This is a genomic window from Staphylococcus sp. FSL W8-0271, assembly GCF_038006605.1.
GTDB classification, from domain to species: domain Bacteria; phylum Bacillota; class Bacilli; order Staphylococcales; family Staphylococcaceae; genus Staphylococcus; species Staphylococcus cohnii.
In genome coordinates this window covers 1,955,529-1,971,129 of sequence record NZ_JBBOVM010000001.1, presented here as the reverse complement: position 1 = coordinate 1,971,129, position 15,601 = coordinate 1,955,529, and the positions used below count along the sequence as shown (strand labels likewise).

17 protein-coding genes, 1 pseudogene and 1 riboswitch are annotated in these 15,601 nt (G+C 31.3%); of the genes and pseudogenes, 11 read left to right on the top strand and 7 right to left on the bottom strand.

Features of this window, described 5'->3' with window-relative positions; genetic code table 11:
• Window positions 1-339: 339 nt before the first annotated feature.
• From NST87_RS09590 to NST87_RS09575, 4 genes are all read right to left on the bottom strand, one after another.
• A complete protein-coding gene (locus NST87_RS09590; protein WP_019467656.1) occupies window positions 340-1,635 on the bottom strand; it encodes a CitMHS family transporter in 1,296 nt (431 codons plus the stop codon).
• A 175-nt stretch (window positions 1,636-1,810) separates the two neighbouring features.
• Complete coding sequence (locus NST87_RS09585; protein ID WP_019467657.1) at window positions 1,811-2,077, bottom strand: hypothetical protein; 267 nt, start codon at window positions 2,075-2,077, stop codon at window positions 1,811-1,813.
• 204 nt (window positions 2,078-2,281) lie between these two features.
• Window positions 2,282-2,818, bottom strand: a complete 537-nt coding sequence (locus NST87_RS09580; protein ID WP_040030181.1) for a GNAT family N-acetyltransferase — start codon at window positions 2,816-2,818, stop codon at window positions 2,282-2,284.
• A gap of 486 nt (window positions 2,819-3,304) precedes the next feature.
• Window positions 3,305-3,730, bottom strand: coding sequence for an organic hydroperoxide resistance protein (locus NST87_RS09575; protein ID WP_040030180.1), 426 nt, complete (start codon window positions 3,728-3,730; stop codon window positions 3,305-3,307).
• A gap of 175 nt (window positions 3,731-3,905) precedes the next feature.
• Between NST87_RS09575 and aroD the strand changes: the two genes are divergently transcribed.
• On the top strand, window positions 3,906-4,625 hold the full coding sequence (gene aroD / locus NST87_RS09570) for a type I 3-dehydroquinate dehydratase (protein WP_064264622.1): 720 nt from the start codon (window positions 3,906-3,908) through the stop codon (window positions 4,623-4,625).
• 66 nt (window positions 4,626-4,691) lie between these two features.
• On the top strand, window positions 4,692-5,237 hold the full coding sequence (locus NST87_RS09565) for a nitroreductase family protein (RefSeq protein ID WP_019467661.1): 546 nt from the start codon (window positions 4,692-4,694) through the stop codon (window positions 5,235-5,237).
• Here the strand turns inward: NST87_RS09565 and NST87_RS09560 are convergent.
• Window positions 5,234-5,656: pseudogene (locus tag NST87_RS09560) on the bottom strand (transposase); the annotation flags it as partial. The gene NST87_RS09565 and the pseudogene NST87_RS09560 sit on opposite strands and share 4 nt — an antisense overlap.
• Window positions 5,657-6,258: 602 nt before the next feature.
• Complete coding sequence (locus NST87_RS09555; RefSeq protein ID WP_040030178.1) at window positions 6,259-6,579, bottom strand: thioredoxin family protein; 321 nt, start codon at window positions 6,577-6,579, stop codon at window positions 6,259-6,261.
• A 143-nt stretch (window positions 6,580-6,722) separates the two neighbouring features.
• Here NST87_RS09555 and NST87_RS09550 point away from each other — a divergent pair, with 143 nt between their 5' ends.
• The 7 genes from NST87_RS09550 to NST87_RS09520 all read left to right on the top strand — a co-directional run bounded on the left by NST87_RS09550 (window position 6,723) and on the right by NST87_RS09520 (window position 11,378).
• Window positions 6,723-7,076 (top strand): arsenate reductase family protein, encoded by a 354-nt coding sequence (locus tag NST87_RS09550; RefSeq protein WP_040030177.1) that lies wholly within the window; start codon window positions 6,723-6,725, stop codon window positions 7,074-7,076.
• A 180-nt stretch (window positions 7,077-7,256) separates the two neighbouring features.
• The gene (gene gcvH / locus NST87_RS09545; protein WP_019469771.1) at window positions 7,257-7,637 is read left to right on the top strand and encodes a glycine cleavage system protein GcvH; all 381 of its coding nucleotides are present in this window, start codon (window positions 7,257-7,259) and stop codon (window positions 7,635-7,637) included.
• 264 nt (window positions 7,638-7,901) lie between these two features.
• Window positions 7,902-8,294: a toprim domain-containing protein gene (locus NST87_RS09540; RefSeq protein WP_019469770.1), complete on the top strand. Its 393-nt coding sequence runs from the start codon at window positions 7,902-7,904 to the stop codon at window positions 8,292-8,294.
• Window positions 8,291-8,590 (top strand): thioredoxin family protein, encoded by a 300-nt coding sequence (locus tag NST87_RS09535; RefSeq protein ID WP_040030176.1) that lies wholly within the window; start codon window positions 8,291-8,293, stop codon window positions 8,588-8,590. Before NST87_RS09540 ends, NST87_RS09535 begins: the two co-directional genes overlap by 4 nt.
• Before the next feature lie 53 nt (window positions 8,591-8,643).
• A riboswitch (SAM riboswitch) is annotated at window positions 8,644-8,749 on the top strand.
• 81 nt (window positions 8,750-8,830) lie between these two features.
• Window positions 8,831-9,856, top strand: coding sequence for a methionine ABC transporter ATP-binding protein (locus NST87_RS09530; protein ID WP_019469768.1), 1,026 nt, complete (start codon window positions 8,831-8,833; stop codon window positions 9,854-9,856).
• Complete coding sequence (locus NST87_RS09525; RefSeq protein WP_019469767.1) at window positions 9,849-10,544, top strand: methionine ABC transporter permease; 696 nt, start codon at window positions 9,849-9,851, stop codon at window positions 10,542-10,544. Before NST87_RS09530 ends, NST87_RS09525 begins: the two co-directional genes overlap by 8 nt.
• A gap of 18 nt (window positions 10,545-10,562) precedes the next feature.
• Window positions 10,563-11,378, top strand: coding sequence for a MetQ/NlpA family ABC transporter substrate-binding protein (locus NST87_RS09520; RefSeq protein WP_040030175.1), 816 nt, complete (start codon window positions 10,563-10,565; stop codon window positions 11,376-11,378).
• A gap of 731 nt (window positions 11,379-12,109) precedes the next feature.
• Here NST87_RS09520 and NST87_RS09515 read toward each other — a convergent pair.
• Complete coding sequence (locus tag NST87_RS09515; RefSeq protein ID WP_019469765.1) at window positions 12,110-12,961, bottom strand: DUF368 domain-containing protein; 852 nt, start codon at window positions 12,959-12,961, stop codon at window positions 12,110-12,112.
• A 364-nt stretch (window positions 12,962-13,325) separates the two neighbouring features.
• On the opposite strand from NST87_RS09515, the gene sufC reads away from it, so the two are divergent.
• Together sufC and sufD are read left to right on the top strand one after the other, a co-directional pair.
• Window positions 13,326-14,087, top strand: coding sequence for a Fe-S cluster assembly ATPase SufC (gene sufC / locus NST87_RS09510; RefSeq protein ID WP_019469764.1), 762 nt, complete (start codon window positions 13,326-13,328; stop codon window positions 14,085-14,087).
• Window positions 14,088-14,187: 100 nt separating this feature from the next.
• A complete protein-coding gene (gene sufD / locus NST87_RS09505) occupies window positions 14,188-15,495 on the top strand; it encodes a Fe-S cluster assembly protein SufD (RefSeq protein WP_040030174.1) in 1,308 nt (435 codons plus the stop codon).
• Window positions 15,496-15,601: the final 106 nt, after the last annotated feature.

Below are 15,601 nucleotides of genomic sequence, written 5' to 3'. Positions count from 1 at the left end.
GTACAAATAAAATAAAACGACAATTTTATTTTATTTGTCTACTAATTGATGAAAAAATAATAAATGCTTGAAATTTGTTATTTTGAAGTGTTTTAAGCGTATAATTACGATCGTTTGGCTAATAATGAATAATAATATGTATTTGTTGACAATCATTAATATATAAACACAGTACTAAAAGCATGTCATCAACTAATTCATTGGCGAGGTAAATTATTAATCTCGTATACAAATAAAGCACTCATCCAATTTGATGTGGATAAGTGCTTTATTTGTATTCAAAAGCTAACATTTTTGTTTATTGTGCATTTTTTTTGAAGTAAGTTGAGATATGCATTTTTACCACGGTATAATCCCTAAAATACAAGCTACTAAAATCATAAATAAACTAGATCCAACAGCCCATTTTATTACAATACGTTGGTTTTGGCCATATTCTATATCTAGCATACCTACAAGTAAATAACCAGCAGCATATAAAGGACTTAACACATGTAGAGGTTGACCTAGAACTGAAGCTCTGGCCATATCAACTTTGGAAATACCAAATTGTTGCGCAGATTCAGCTAAAATAGGTAATACACCATAATAGAATGGATCATTGGCCATAAAGTATGTAAATGGTCCACTCAAAATTGCCGTGATTAACGCAAAATGATTGCCCATAGCATCTGGTATGATTTGTACCAAAGTATTAGCCATTTCGTTAACCATTTTCGTTCCATTCATTACACCTGTAAATATACCTGAAGCAAAAACAAGACTGATTACAGAAAGTACATCTCCAGCATGTTTTTTTACAACAGAATTTTGAATACTTAAATTAGGATAGTTTAGTAATATTGCAAAGCCAAACCATAACATAAACAAGACTGGTATTGGCATTAAACCGATAACCAGACAGACGATTAATGAAATTGTTAGTATTGCGTTTGGAATAAGCATTTTTGGTCTTTTTAATAAAGATTCTTCTTTTGTATCGGTAGGTTTTATATCATTTAAATCAATATTTGTATTTGATGTAAGATACTTTTTTGAACGCTTTCCAAGTATGTAAGCAACTCCAAAAGCAAATAATATACCAGCAATCATTGCAGGTATGATAGGCACAAAGACCTCTTCAGTTGTTACTTGCAAAGATGAAATCGCACGTGCAGTGGGGCCACCCCAAGGCAACATGTTCATTACACCGATAGATAGAAGCGCCAATGTAGATAAAGTATATAGACTCATGCCAATCTTTTTATAAAGCGGCATCATTGCAGTTACGGTGATGATGAAAGTAGTGGTACCATCACCATCTAGTGCTACCATTGATGCTAAAATTACAGTGCCTATTGCAATTTTTACTGGATCCCCTTTAACGACTTTTATAATTTGATTAATGACTGGTTCGAATAAGCCAGCATCTATCATAACGCCAAAATAAAGTATGGCAAAAGTCAACATAATTCCAGTTGGTGCAACAGTTTCTATACCATCTAACATAAACTTACCTAAACCTGCATAGAAACCACCAATTAAAGCAAAAATGGTAGGTATAACAATTAACGCAGTTAAAGCTGACATTTTACGTGTCATAATTAGTACCATAAAGATGATAATCATAATAAAACCGAGAATTGCTAAGTTCATATATTCAATTTTCCCCCTTTGTTTTTATCATTATATACTTTTCAGATTTTTTTGAAAACAAAATATTACTTTTTTCAAAAAAGTATATATTGAAAAAACACTTCATAACTAAAATAAATAGTTTTGAAGTGCTTACAATTATTAAATATTATAAAATAAATATGTATTCATATAATTAAATGAAAAAATTTATTACATATGACTTCCAAAAAGGGTAACTTAATAGTACTAAAGAAAATAATGATACCAACATAGCGAAAATATTAGCAATACGATCCCCGCGTAGACATGCATATAAATTAATAAGCAGTACACCCAATATAAATAACAGACCAGCTAATATTTGCATGTCTCCTTCTAAAATTTTATTAACTGCTAATAATGGCGTTGCTAATGTAATTAATGACAAGAACAGTGATAATAATGTCGTTGCATATTTCAAATTGTTCAGTCCTCTCTAAGAAATACTTTTATTAATCTAATGTTATAAATGATAGCTTAATAAAATAATATTTGCTTAACAATTTAATTGCAAGTCATTTTTATATATGACATAACATTTATCAAAAGATGATTAACGAAAAGCGCTAAATTTTAGTAGTTACGGAAGCGTCTGTATAGTGAATGAGTAGTATCAAAGACTTGTTTATTCGAATAAAGACATTTCCTCACCATTGAAATAGTAAATCAACCAATGTTCATCAACATAATCTACATCATATTTTCTAGCAAATTTTTCTATTGCAAGTAATTCAAAATTTAAATTGCTAAAAAAGACTTTGCCACTAATATTATTTGATATAAGTGAAGTCATTAGAATTTCAATTTGCTTATCATGGCAGATTTGGAATACATATTTCATTAATTGTTTGGCAATTTGTTCTTTGAGTTCATGGTTATTACCCATAACACACATATTTTCGATTACTGCTTTGTGTGACAGGCTGTAATTTTGATTGAATATAAGTGTTACCGCACCTATCAAAACACTATCTTGAAAGGCGCCAATGACAATTGATTGATTTGAATGAGTAGAAAGTAAATCGTTTAAATTTAGTTCAGCTAAGCATCGATTATTTTGCAATTTCCAAGCAAATAAGTCAAGATCTTCATGAATGCCACGTTTTAATAATTTTCTATAGTTAGGTAAATCATCGATTGATAAATAACGTATATTTGTCATTGTATGCCTCCTAAACTTTATAAATCATTTATATAATAGAATAATAAATTTTACCGTCGTATTAAATTTGATTTTAAGGGAAAAAGTATAATTGAGCAATACTATATTTAATTTTATTCAAAAACATGGAATCATTTTTAATTTAAAAAGCAAAAAATGTGAAGTTTTTAAGTATTAAATCGCATTTAATTTAATTTTTAAGTAACGCAGTTGGATATGATAATTATGGTATAATATGGTGGATGATATATTATGAGCGGAGGCACGATAAGTGGAATCTTTAATGACTATTATAGTTTCGCTAATTTTGCTTATCTTGATTTCTTTTGCCATATTAATGATTTACATCTGTATCAATTATAAAGATGAAGACAATTAATAAAAAAGAGAAAACAATCAAAAGACATCATGACATAGGCATAATCAGTATTAAAACAACAAAAAACCCCCAAATTCCTAATCGGATTTGGGGGTTTAGTATTATTGTTATTCTACTACTTGTACATTTAAATCTACGTCAATATTACCGCGTGTAGCTTTTGAATATGGACAAAATTCATGTGCATCTTGTAGATATTTTTCAGCATCTTCTTGTGATAAAACGTTCTTAACTTTTGCATCTATTGAAACACTTAATTTAGGGCTTTCAGCCTCAGGGTCATCTTCTAAACGTACAGTTAAAGTGACTTCAGGTTCAGCGCCTCTCACTTTATTTTGTTTAAGAATTAAATCAAATGCACCATTAAAACATGACGCATAACCTGCTGCAAATAATTGTTCAGGGTTAGTGCCTTTTTCAGCATCAGCTTGTGCTGGAGGAATGACTGCTACATCAATTGCTTTATCATCTGTTTGAACGTGACCGTTACGACCACCTGTATTCGTTGCTTTTGTTTCATAATTTACTGCCATTATATTACCTCCTAAATTACTTATATAACGACTATACCCTGTAAATTAAATTTAAATCATATAAAAGGTGAATAGATTTTTATTATTTACTTAAATTATGTTCTTTTAAGATTGTGTTAGTTCTCAGTAATGTTATACAATAATTTTAATGTTGAGTGAAAAGGAAGTTTTTAAAATGTCTGAAGTAAAAATTGCAGTAACCATAGCACCAGAAAATGAAATTTCTCCAACTTTTTTAAACGAATTAGTAAAATATCAAACATCTATCGATATAATAGAATTAAGAGTTGATCAGTGGGCAACACCAAGGGTTGATGACGTAGCTAATGTCATTGATAATTTATATGAGCTAAACTTAAATAAGAAAATTTTAGTTACTTATCGCACACAATCACAAGGCGGTAAAGGTGATTTGTCATTTGATGCGTATATTAAATTACTTGAAAGGATAATTGAAATAGACCACGTGGATATGATTGACGTTGAATTTGAAATTAACCGTCAATCTCATTATATAGAGAACTTGATTAATCAAGCCCATAAAAATGATGTTGAAGTTATATTGTCTTATCATGATTTTCAAAAAACGCCACCACTTGCTCAGTTAAAACAATTGTATTTTAAAATGCATCAAATGAATCCAGATTACTTAAAAGTTGCAGTCATGCCTTATAGTAAAGAAGATGTCTTAAATTTATTATCAGCATTATCAGCAACAGTAGATACAGTGCCGCAACAAGTGATTGGCATTGCTATGTCAAAATTAGGCATCATTTCAAGAACTGCTCAAGGTATTTTTGGTGGTGCAGTATCCTATGGTTGTTTGGATAATCCTAAAGCACCTGGACAGATACAAGTTGAAACTTTGCGCGCGCAATTAAGACTATATCAGTAGTTTGAAAATCTAAACGTACTATCTTATAATTGAAAATAGTTATCAATAGTGAAAGGGCGATATTAGATGGAACTACAAGATGCAATAACTCAACGAAGAAGTATAAAGGTCTTTAGAAGAGATATGAACATAGATGACGATGCTTTATATGAAGCGATACAGCGTGCTACAGATGCACCCAATCATGGCTTGAGAGCACCTTGGAGAGTGGTTCATATCGCAAAAGATAGATTGGGAGAAATGAGTAAACAATTAACTGAAATTGCTTTTCCTAATCTGAGAAAAAAGCAGGAAGATCACTATAAAGTTGCTACCAATTTAGGTGGTATGCTTGCATTAATCGTTAAAGAAGATCCAAGACAAAAAGAAAGTTTAGAGAATAATATGGCATTTGGTGCATTTGCACAAAATCTTATGTTATTACTTTTTGAATCAGGCATAGGTACTTGTTGGAAGTCACCGGCTTATATTTTCAATCCTGAAATACGCAAAATATTTGGTGTGAAAGACGACGAACGTTTAGTTGGATTACTATATTTGACAGATTTGGAAGATTTAGAAAAAATGCCACATCGAGAACGTCAACAAAATCAAGTCATTGATAAGTTTTAAATAAAAGAATTCAGGACATGACTGTCTCTGACTAAAAAGAAAACGATAACTTCTATTGAAATAATGTAGAAATTGTCGTTTTCTTTTTTTTCAAATAGTGTAGCTCGTTGAGCTACTATTTTCCTTACATTCAATGCCATAAGGACAGATTCTAATTCTCTTTTGACTTTGTCTATCTCTCAAACTGACATTTGAGCGAAACCCAAAATAGTCTTCATGAATCCGAAAACTGGTTCTACATCAATTTTTCTTTGACTGTAGATTTGTTTAGTCTCTGGTTCTGAAAGCTACTGATTAATTTGATATTTAAAATACTCCCAATTAAAATGCTTCATTATCTTCTTATTCGTTTTTGAATTGTTTTTCATACATCAATTTTTAAGTGGACATTTGAAACGATCATCACATTCGTAACATTTGAGTCATGTTATTAATTTTACAAAATAAAAACATCATTAATTTATTAGAATTAATGAATTGTTTAAAATGAGCCTTTGCTTTTGTAATTTGATAAATATTCCAAACGATTTTGCATTGTGCTGACGCCCGGGGAAATGATATGAGTGAGAGACTACAGGCTCGAGCCATATCCCCAGGCAAGCATGCACGATCAAAATCGCATATGATTCTCATATCAAAAGTTCCAATTCTTTATTACTTATGATTTCAGGCTAATTCATGTTATTAATTTTACAAAATAAAAACTTCGTCAATATATTAGAGGGAATGAATTGTTTAAAATGAGCCTTTGCTTTTGTAATTTGATAAATATTCCAAACGATTTTGCAACGTGCTGACGCCCGGGGAAATGATATGAGCGAGAGACTACAGGCTCGAGCCATATCCCCAGGCAAGCATGCACGATCAAAATCGTAATATATTAAATATAAAGAGGACCAATCCATATTAAGGATTGGCCCTCTTATTTTGAGAATGGAGATTTATGTCCCAGTCTCATTTTAATGCTTATTTCAAAATTTTGATTGTTTAAAAGTTAAAGTTATTAGAATCAAGCCAATAATTACTCAAACGTTTCGGCTAGGAATGATTCAACTTGTTCAGGAGATTTAGCATTTGCTGAATGTAAATGTGCTAATTTTTCTCCATTTTTAAAAACTAATAAGCTTGGAATACCCATAACGTCATTTTCAGCCGCTGCATCTTCTAATTCATCGCGGTTTACAGTATACCAGTTATAATTGTTATATTTTTCTACAATTGGGTCAATCCACATGTCCATTGCCTTGCAATCTGGGCACCATCCTGCTTCAAATTTAACGATGACTGGCTCGTCACTTTGTATTGTATTTTTAAATTGATCATTAGTATTAATTGATTCCATAATTAGACTCCTTTATAAAAGATATTATTGTAACCATTATAACCGACAATTTGCAGTTATTAAAAAAATCAGCTTAATAATTAGAGCGTTTTTGTTATAAGTTTGTTATATTAGTGTTAACTAAGCATAGGAGGTCCTGAAAAATGATAAAATTTTACCAATATCCTAATTGTACAACTTGTAAAAAAGCTGCAAAATTTTTACAAGAATATGGGGTGAGTTTTGAACCTATCGATATTGTGCAACATACACCAACTAAAAATGAGTTTAAAGAAATCATTAATGCTACAGGTATTGATATCAATAAACTTTTTAACACGCATGGTGCAAAATATCGTGAATTAGGCCTTAAAGATAAATTAAAAGACCTTTCCGATGAAGAAAAACTAGATTTATTGTCCTCGGATGGCATGTTAGTGAAACGACCACTCGCTGTATTAGGTGATAAAGTAACAGTAGGTTTTAAAGAGGAACAATACAAGGAAACTTGGTTGTAAACCCATTTTCTTTTACAATTCATTTTTACCAACTTTTGAGAATAATAGCTATATGCTTTGAAAAAGTTTTGTGCTATGAATTGTGAAACATGAGAAGTATTGTAAAATCAATTAAATAGTTGATTGTAAGCCTTTCATATGGCATCATGAATATGTAAAAACATTTAGGAGGGGATTCTCGTGGCAGTACCAAGTGAATTAAAATATTCTAAAGAACATGAATGGGTAAAAATTGATGGAAATACAGTGACGATTGGTATCACTGAGTACGCGCAAAGTGAATTAGGTGATATCGTATTCGTTGAATTACCTGAAACTGATGACGATATTGACGAAGGTGAATCTTTTGGTAGTGTTGAATCAGTAAAAACAGTTTCAGAACTTTATGCGCCTGTTTCAGGTAAAGTTGTAGAAACAAATGATGAACTAGAAGATAGTCCAGAATTTGTTAATGAATCACCATATGAAAAAGCATGGATGGTTAAAGTTGAATTAAGTGATGAAAGTCAATTAGACGAGTTAATGTCAGCTGACCAATATTCTGAAATGATCGGTGAATAATATGAAACCAAACTCCACGATACGATATATCATGGAGTTTTTATTTTATCCTATAATGAAAGACTGAATTTCATTTCAATATTCAAGTTGTTTTTGTAGTATAAATTACATTAAAAAGTATCATTAATAATATCATTGCTGATAAATTGATTATTCAATTATTAAGATTATAATAAGAATCTATAATAAATGTTTATGTTAATAATGTCTGGTGTAGAACTAAATATAAAATTGAATTTACTATCACATTTAGAGGTGAATGTCATGGCGATATTAAACCAAGTTATCATTGTCGAAGGGAAAACAGACAAGAAACGGGTGAAGCAAGTGATTGACCAGCCTATTGAAATCATTTGTACTAATGGAACTATGGGGATTGATAAGTTAGATGAAATGATTGAATCATTATACGACAAGCAAGTTTATGTACTTGCAGATGCAGATGATGAAGGTGAAAAGATACGTAAATGGTTTAAAAAATATTTAAGTGAAAGTAAACACATTCACATAGACAAACAATATGGTGAAGTTGCGAGATGCCCTAAAGCCTATTTGTCAAAAGTATTAGCAAAACATGGATTTTTAGTGAAAGATGAAGAAAAAGTAGCGAAAGCAAAATTAGATTATATTGCTGAAAGGGTCAGTTTATTAACATGAATGTACAGAATGAAACGCGTGTTAATGTTTTAGAACACGTAGATAAAGAAAAATATCTAATTTTTGGTTATACACCAACCTGTGGTACATGTAAAGTATCGGAACGAATGTTAGATATTGCAAATGAAATTTTAAAATTACCAATTACTAAAATGGATTTAAATTTCCATCCTGATTTTAGCAAACAATATGAGATACAATCGGTACCGATACTTATGCTTATGTCCAAAGGTGAAGAACAAAAAAGAATTTATGCATTTCAATCAGTGCCTTATTTGTTAGAAAATTTAAAATAATTATTGACGAATCTTTAGTACAATGGTAGGATTATGGATAATTAAATAATGAACTCTTATCACGAGAGGTGGAGGGATGTGCCCTATGAAGCCCGGCAACCGTCTGTAATAGAAATGGTGCCAATTCACATAAAGTAGATAAACTTTAGAAGATGAGAGAAGCGAGTATGCTTTCTCTATTCTTCGGTGAAAAGAGAGAGCATTTTTTAATTGAATGAGCAATACAAGGAGGAAACGGCAATGATTGAACTAAATCAAATCGTTAAGAGATATAAAACGAAAAAACACGATGTGTTAGCAGTAGATCATGTTGATTTAAGCATTCAATCAGGCTCGATTTTTGGTGTGGTTGGTTTTTCAGGCGCAGGTAAAAGTACTTTGATAAGACTTTTAAATCATCTTGAACAACCAACTTCAGGAGACGTCATCATTGATGGAGATACCATAGGGAAATTATCGAAATCAGAATTGAGAAAAAAACGTCAAAAAGTGAGCATGATTTTTCAACATTTTAATCTATTGTGGTCACGTAATGTTTTGAATAATATTACTTTTCCATTAGAAATTGCTGGTGTATCACGCAGTGAAGCAAAAAAACGAGCGATGGAATTAGTGGAATTGGTAGGACTAAAAGGTAGAGAAAATGCCTATCCATCAGAATTATCAGGTGGACAAAAACAGCGTGTGGGTATTGCACGTGCGTTAGCAAATGAGCCTAATGTCTTGCTTTGTGATGAAGCGACAAGTGCATTAGACCCTCAAACAACAGATGAAATTTTAGAATTATTATTAAAAATTAAAGAAGAAAGAAATTTAACAATCGTTATTATCACACATGAAATGCAAGTCATCAGACGCATTTGTGATGAAGTGGCCGTAATGGAAAATGGCCGTGTTATTGAACAAGGAAATGTGTCAACTGTTTTTGAAAATCCTCAACACGAAGTAACAAAACGCTTTGTCAAAGAAGATTTAAATGATGAATTTGACGAATCCATTTCTGAATTGATCAATTTAGATGAAAGTGCTTATGTCGTACGTTTGAATTTTACAGGAAACAATACAACAGAACCATTAGTGTCATACATAACAAAGACACATAATATTGATGTCAATATTCTTGAAGCAAATATTAAACATACTAAAGATGGTGCGCTGGGCTTTTTAGTATTACATTTATTAGATGTAAATTCTGAAAAATTCGAAAAGTTCAAAAATGATTTAGGTGCACAACATGTTTCTGTGGAGGTGTTAAAGCATGGGTAGTTCATTCAGCGAGATTCTACAGGAAATGCTAACAATGCCTAATGTAAGTTGGGACGAGGTTTGGTTAGCTACATATGAAACAATTTATATGACAGTGATATCTACAATATTTGCTTTTATTTTTGGTTTGATACTTGGAGTGCTTTTATTTTTATCTGCTAAGAGTCAATCGCCAGTAGCTAGAGTGTTTTACAGCGTTGTATCATTTGTGGTGAATTTATTCAGAGCAATACCATTTATTATTTTAATTTTACTACTCATACCATTTACGAGTTTAGTACTTGGAACGATTAGTGGTCCAACAGGTGCTTTGCCAGCACTAATCATCAGTGCAGCACCATTCTACGCAAGATTAGTGGAAATCGCTTTTAAAGAAATTGACAAGGGTGTTATTGAAGCTGCTTGGTCAATGGGAGCTACAACATGGACAGTAGTTAAAAAAGTGTTGTTACCTGAAGCAATGCCAGCGTTAATATCTGGAATAACTGTAACAGCAATTGCTTTAGTAGGCTCTACTGCAGTAGCTGGTGTGATTGGAGCTGGAGGTTTAGGTAACTTAGCATACTTAACTGGCTTCACACGAAACCAAAACGATGTCATATTCGTTTCTACAATTTTAATCTTAATTATTGTTTTTATCATCCAATTCATTGGAGACCAAGTTACAAATAAAATAGATAAACGTTAAGTTAAAGGGGACAATTATATGAAAAAATTATTTAGTTTAGCTTCAATAATAGCTTTAGCATTAATATTAGCTGCCTGTGGTAATGGCGGTGGAGGTAAAGATAAGACGATTACAGTTGGTGCTTCTCCAGCACCACATGCTGAAATCTTAGAAAAAGCAAAACCGATTTTAAAAGATAAAGGCTATGACTTGAAAATCAAAACGATTAACGATTATACGACACCAAATAAATTATTAGATAAAGGTGAGATAGATGCAAACTTCTTCCAACATACACCATATCTAAATACTGAAAAGAAAGATAAAAATTATAAAATCGAATCAGCAGGCAATGTACATTTAGAGCCTATGGCCGTCTATTCAAAGAAATATAAAAGCTTAAAAGAATTACCAAAAGGCGCTACTGTTTATGTTTCAAATAACCCTGCAGAAGAAGGTCGTTTCTTAAAATTCTTCTCTGATGCAGGATTAATCAAAATTAAAAAAGGTGTTAAAACTGAAGATGCTAAATTTGATGATATCGTAGAAAATAAAAAAGATATCAAATTTAACAATAAACAATCAGCAGAATATCTACCTAAGATTTATCAAAAAGAAGATGCAGACGCAGTAATTATTAATTCAAACTTTGCAATTGATCAAAAGTTAAGTCCTAAAAACGATTCTATTGTTTTAGAAAAAGCAAAAGATAATCCATACGCTAATTTGATTGGTGTCAAAGAAGGTCATAAAGACGATGAAAAAATCAAGGCATTAATGGATGCATTACAGTCTAAAGAAATTAAAGATTATATCAATAAAAAATATGACGGTGCAGTAGTACCAGCAAAATAATATCAATTCCGATAAAGAATCCTTTAACTACAACGGTTATAGGGTTCTTTTTATTTGTTTAAAATTAGAAAAAGGGCATAAAAATTAGCAGTGTGTGGAATATGACATATAAAAATACGAATGGTTTAGGATATATTAACTTGGTTGCATATGCTCAAATTTGTTCATGATTTTGTCATCAACAAGTGTAATATGCAATTATTTAGTGAGGTGTTACTCGATGATTTTAATAGTCTAAAGGATTGATAATTGTTTTTTGAGATGAGTTATATTTATTTACTTTGCTTATAAGATGATTTTAAATTGAAAAATTACATATTTGAATTTCACATTTTTATGGCGTAAAATTAAATTATGTTTGAGTGTTTTGCTTTAAAGCACGAAAATATTGATGGTGTTTTTCGATACCACAATATCATTCAAACTGTAATAGGGAGAACTTAAAATTGGGCGTACGTTAAATTAGAATGTAGGATGCGCCATTATATATAGGCATTCATCATATATCATTTCGCTATTGATATATAAGTATGAATGTAAAATAGCCCGGATGTGGTATGGATTTGTAACTAAACTACTTAGTTATAGCAACGAATCATTACCATTCCGGGCTTTAATATTTTTGATAAAGGCAAAATCAAATATTATATAGTGATTGTATTGTCAAAATGCTTAGTTAAGCTTCTGATAAATATACAATCCTATTTTTATATGGTTTATACATAGAAAAATTAAAAATCATCGCTTGTAATATGCCCTAGTTTGTAGCTAATAAAGTAGCCTGAAATTACTGTAATAAAAGAAATAATCCAAGTGAAAACATCGCTTGGCAAACCAGGAAATACTGCATATAGTGACCCTACAACAAAACCAATGATAAGTGCATAGGTTAAATAAGTATAATGGTTTAAAAGGTATTGAATCAATTTACTAGAAAATAAGAAACCACAAATAATCCCAATACCTACGACTATTAAGATTGATACAGCTTTAAAATTTAAAGACATAAATTCTGAAATTGAAAACATTATAGTACCATATACACCAAATACTAATAACATAAAGGATCCTGAAATGCCTGGTAGTAACATTGCACTAGAAGCACAAACACCTGCAATAAAATATTTAATAATAAGACCAGTTGATAATTCAAGTGTTTCTCCTGCATGTTTATCACCATTATTTAACAAGGTGATCACTACAATAATAATAATACCAAGTAAAACAAGTAAATAGTGAGAAGTTTGAAATGTTTGTTTAACTCTTGCTGTATTTAATAAATAGGGTATGATGCCTGCTATTAGTCCAACAAATAAAAACATGGTTGGTACAGTATGTTCACTTAAAAGATAATTAATTACTTTGCTCAATAAGCCAATAGCAATGATCATTCCTAATCCAATAGGAATCAAGAATTTTAAGCTTTCCCAAAACCTCTTTGAAAATATACCACTAATAGACCGTATAAAATCATCATAAATACCCAGAAGTAAAGCTATAGTACCGCCACTTACACCGGGTACTAAATCGGAAGTACCCATTGCAAATCCTTTCCATAGATTTGACCACTTAATTTTTGACATACCAAAATCCTTTCTATCTAAAATATATTGAAAATGATAGCACAATTTGTCTTATAACTATATTAAAACAAAAGTTAAAATGAATGAATGATTATAGAATATGCTTTGCTTATAATAAATGATATAGGAATAAATGAGTTGAGAACATCACATCTTATATTATCAGTTAAAGAATTTATTAATGTACTATCAAAAATCATTGTATTTTGATAACAATTTTAATTTAGCACTTGAAAAGGTTTATATTCCAACACAACTGCGTTATAATTAGAAGGTGTAACAAGGGCTCAGTCTTTTGACTGTAGATTAAAATTATTATAAACTGGATAGGAAAAACATATCATATAATACGGAGGGAATATGTATGCCATCAACATTAGAAATTAAAGACCTACATGTGTCTATTGAAGATAAAGAGATTCTTAAAGGTGTTAATCTAACAATTAACACAGGAGAAATACATGCAGTAATGGGACCTAATGGTACAGGTAAATCAACATTATCATCTGCAATCATGGGACACCCAAGCTATGAAGTAACACAAGGTGAGGTACTATTAGACGGCGTCAACATTTTAGAACTAGATGTTGATGATCGTGCCAAAGCTGGATTATTCCTAGCAATGCAATATCCATCAGAAATCACTGGTGTAACGAATGCTGACTTTATGCGTTCAGCGATAAACGCTAAACGTGAAGAAGGCGAAGAAATTAATTTAATGCAATTCATTAAAAAGTTAGACAAAGAAATGGACTTTTTAGATATTGATCAAGATATGGCACAACGTTATTTAAACGAAGGATTTTCAGGTGGGGAGAAAAAACGTAATGAAATTCTTCAATTAATGATGTTAGAACCTAAATTTGCTATTTTAGATGAAATTGACTCAGGGTTAGATATTGATGCATTAAAAGTAGTTTCAAAAGGTATCAATCAAATGCGTGGAGAAACGTTTGGGTCATTAATCATTACGCACTATCAACGACTATTAAATTATATTACACCTGATCATGTACACGTTATGTATGGTGGAAAAATTGTTACTTCAGGAGGACCTGAATTAGCGAAACGCCTTGAAGAAGAAGGTTATGAATGGGTTAAAGAAGAGTTTAATGCTGCAGAATAAGTCTTAATTCATATGAAAAATAATATTATAGATGAAGATTTAGGTTTTGATTTATACCGATGAGTTAAATCATACAATCATCAAATGGGAGGAAAAAAGTATGACGACTGAAACTTTGAACATTTCTGAAGCTCAACTTGTTGAATATTCACAAGCCCATAATGAACCTTCTTGGTTAACTGAATTACGTAAAGAAGCGTTGCAATTAACTGAAACTTTAGAAATGCCAAAACCAGATAAAACAAAAATCACGAGATGGGACTTTGATTCATTTAAGCAACATGAAACAACAGGTAACTTATATGAATCATTAGAAGAATTACCAAGTGAAGTTAGAGAGATTATTGATGTTGAAAACACTGAGAATTTGGTTATCCAACATAATAATACATTAGCGTTCACGAAAGTTTCTGATTCAGCTCAAAATGATGGCGTTGTCGTTGAAGGCCTAGCAGAAGCTTTAATCAACCATCCTGATTTAGTAAAAAAATATTTCATGAATGAAACTGTTACAGTTGATGAACATAGATTGACAGCACTACATACTGCATTACTTAATGGTGGCGTATTCGTATATGTTCCCAAAAATGTAGTGGTTGAACACCCAATCCAATATGTAGTATTACACGATGATGAAAATGCAAGTTTCTTCAACCATGTCATTATTGCAACTGAAGAAAGTGCTGAAGTAACTTACGTTGAAAACTATTTATCAATCGCAAGTGGAGAAGGTAACCAACTTAATATTGTTTCAGAAGTAAGTGCTGGTGCTAATTCAAAAATCACATACGGTTCAGTAGATTATTTAGATAAAGGTTTCACCGGCCACATTATTCGCCGTGGTGTTACTGAAGCAGATGCTACTATAAATTGGGCGTTAGGTTTAATGAACGAAGGTAGTCAAATCATTGATAATACAACTAATTTAATTGGTGACCGTTCTGAAAGTGAACTCAAATCAGTGGTTGTAGGTACTGGTAGTCAGAAAATTAATTTAACTTCTAAAATTGTGCAATATGGTAAGGAAACAAATGGCTACATCTTAAAACACGGTGTAATGTTAGAAGGCGCGCAAACAGTATTTAATGGTATCGGCTATATTAAACATGGTGGTACGAAATCTATTGCGAACCAAGAATCTCGTGTCCTTATGCTTTCTGAAAAAGCACGCGGTGACGCGAACCCTATCTTACTTATCGATGAAGATGATGTAGAGGCTGGACATGCCGCATCCGTTGGCCGTGTTGACCCTGAACAATTATATTATTTAATGAGCCGTGGTATTTCTCGTCAAGAAGCTGAACGTCTTGTTATTCATGGTTTCTTAGATCCAGTTGTACGTGAATTGCCAATTGAAGATGTTCAACGTAAATTACGTGAAGTAATCGAATTAAAAGTTAATAAATAATAAACAATAAATACAATTGAATCCGCAGCAAAATAATTTTAAGAGAATGTGATTGAACATTATTATAAAATGCTCAGATTAAATAAATTAATATAAGTTAGTTTGT

Coding starts and splice junctions, on each gene's coding strand:
- NST87_RS09575 (WP_040030180.1), bottom strand. CDS start 3,730: ATGGCAGTAAATTATGAAACAAAAGCAACGAATACAGGTGGTCGTAAC.
- NST87_RS09580 (WP_040030181.1), bottom strand. CDS start 2,818: ATGACAAATATACGTTATTTATCAATCGATGATTTACCTAACTATAGA.
- NST87_RS09540 (WP_019469770.1), top strand. CDS start 7,902: ATGGCGATATTAAACCAAGTTATCATTGTCGAAGGGAAAACAGACAAG.
- aroD (WP_064264622.1), top strand. CDS start 3,906: ATGTCTGAAGTAAAAATTGCAGTAACCATAGCACCAGAAAATGAAATT.
- sufD (WP_040030174.1), top strand. CDS start 14,188: ATGACGACTGAAACTTTGAACATTTCTGAAGCTCAACTTGTTGAATAT.
- NST87_RS09535 (WP_040030176.1), top strand. CDS start 8,291: ATGAATGTACAGAATGAAACGCGTGTTAATGTTTTAGAACACGTAGAT.
- NST87_RS09565 (WP_019467661.1), top strand. CDS start 4,692: ATGGAACTACAAGATGCAATAACTCAACGAAGAAGTATAAAGGTCTTT.
- sufC (WP_019469764.1), top strand. CDS start 13,326: ATGCCATCAACATTAGAAATTAAAGACCTACATGTGTCTATTGAAGAT.
- NST87_RS09520 (WP_040030175.1), top strand. CDS start 10,563: ATGAAAAAATTATTTAGTTTAGCTTCAATAATAGCTTTAGCATTAATA.
- NST87_RS09555 (WP_040030178.1), bottom strand. CDS start 6,579: ATGGAATCAATTAATACTAATGATCAATTTAAAAATACAATACAAAGT.
- NST87_RS09515 (WP_019469765.1), bottom strand. CDS start 12,961: ATGTCAAAAATTAAGTGGTCAAATCTATGGAAAGGATTTGCAATGGGT.
- NST87_RS09590 (WP_019467656.1), bottom strand. CDS start 1,635: ATGAACTTAGCAATTCTCGGTTTTATTATGATTATCATCTTTATGGTA.
- NST87_RS09550 (WP_040030177.1), top strand. CDS start 6,723: ATGATAAAATTTTACCAATATCCTAATTGTACAACTTGTAAAAAAGCT.
- NST87_RS09525 (WP_019469767.1), top strand. CDS start 9,849: ATGGGTAGTTCATTCAGCGAGATTCTACAGGAAATGCTAACAATGCCT.
- NST87_RS09530 (WP_019469768.1), top strand. CDS start 8,831: ATGATTGAACTAAATCAAATCGTTAAGAGATATAAAACGAAAAAACAC.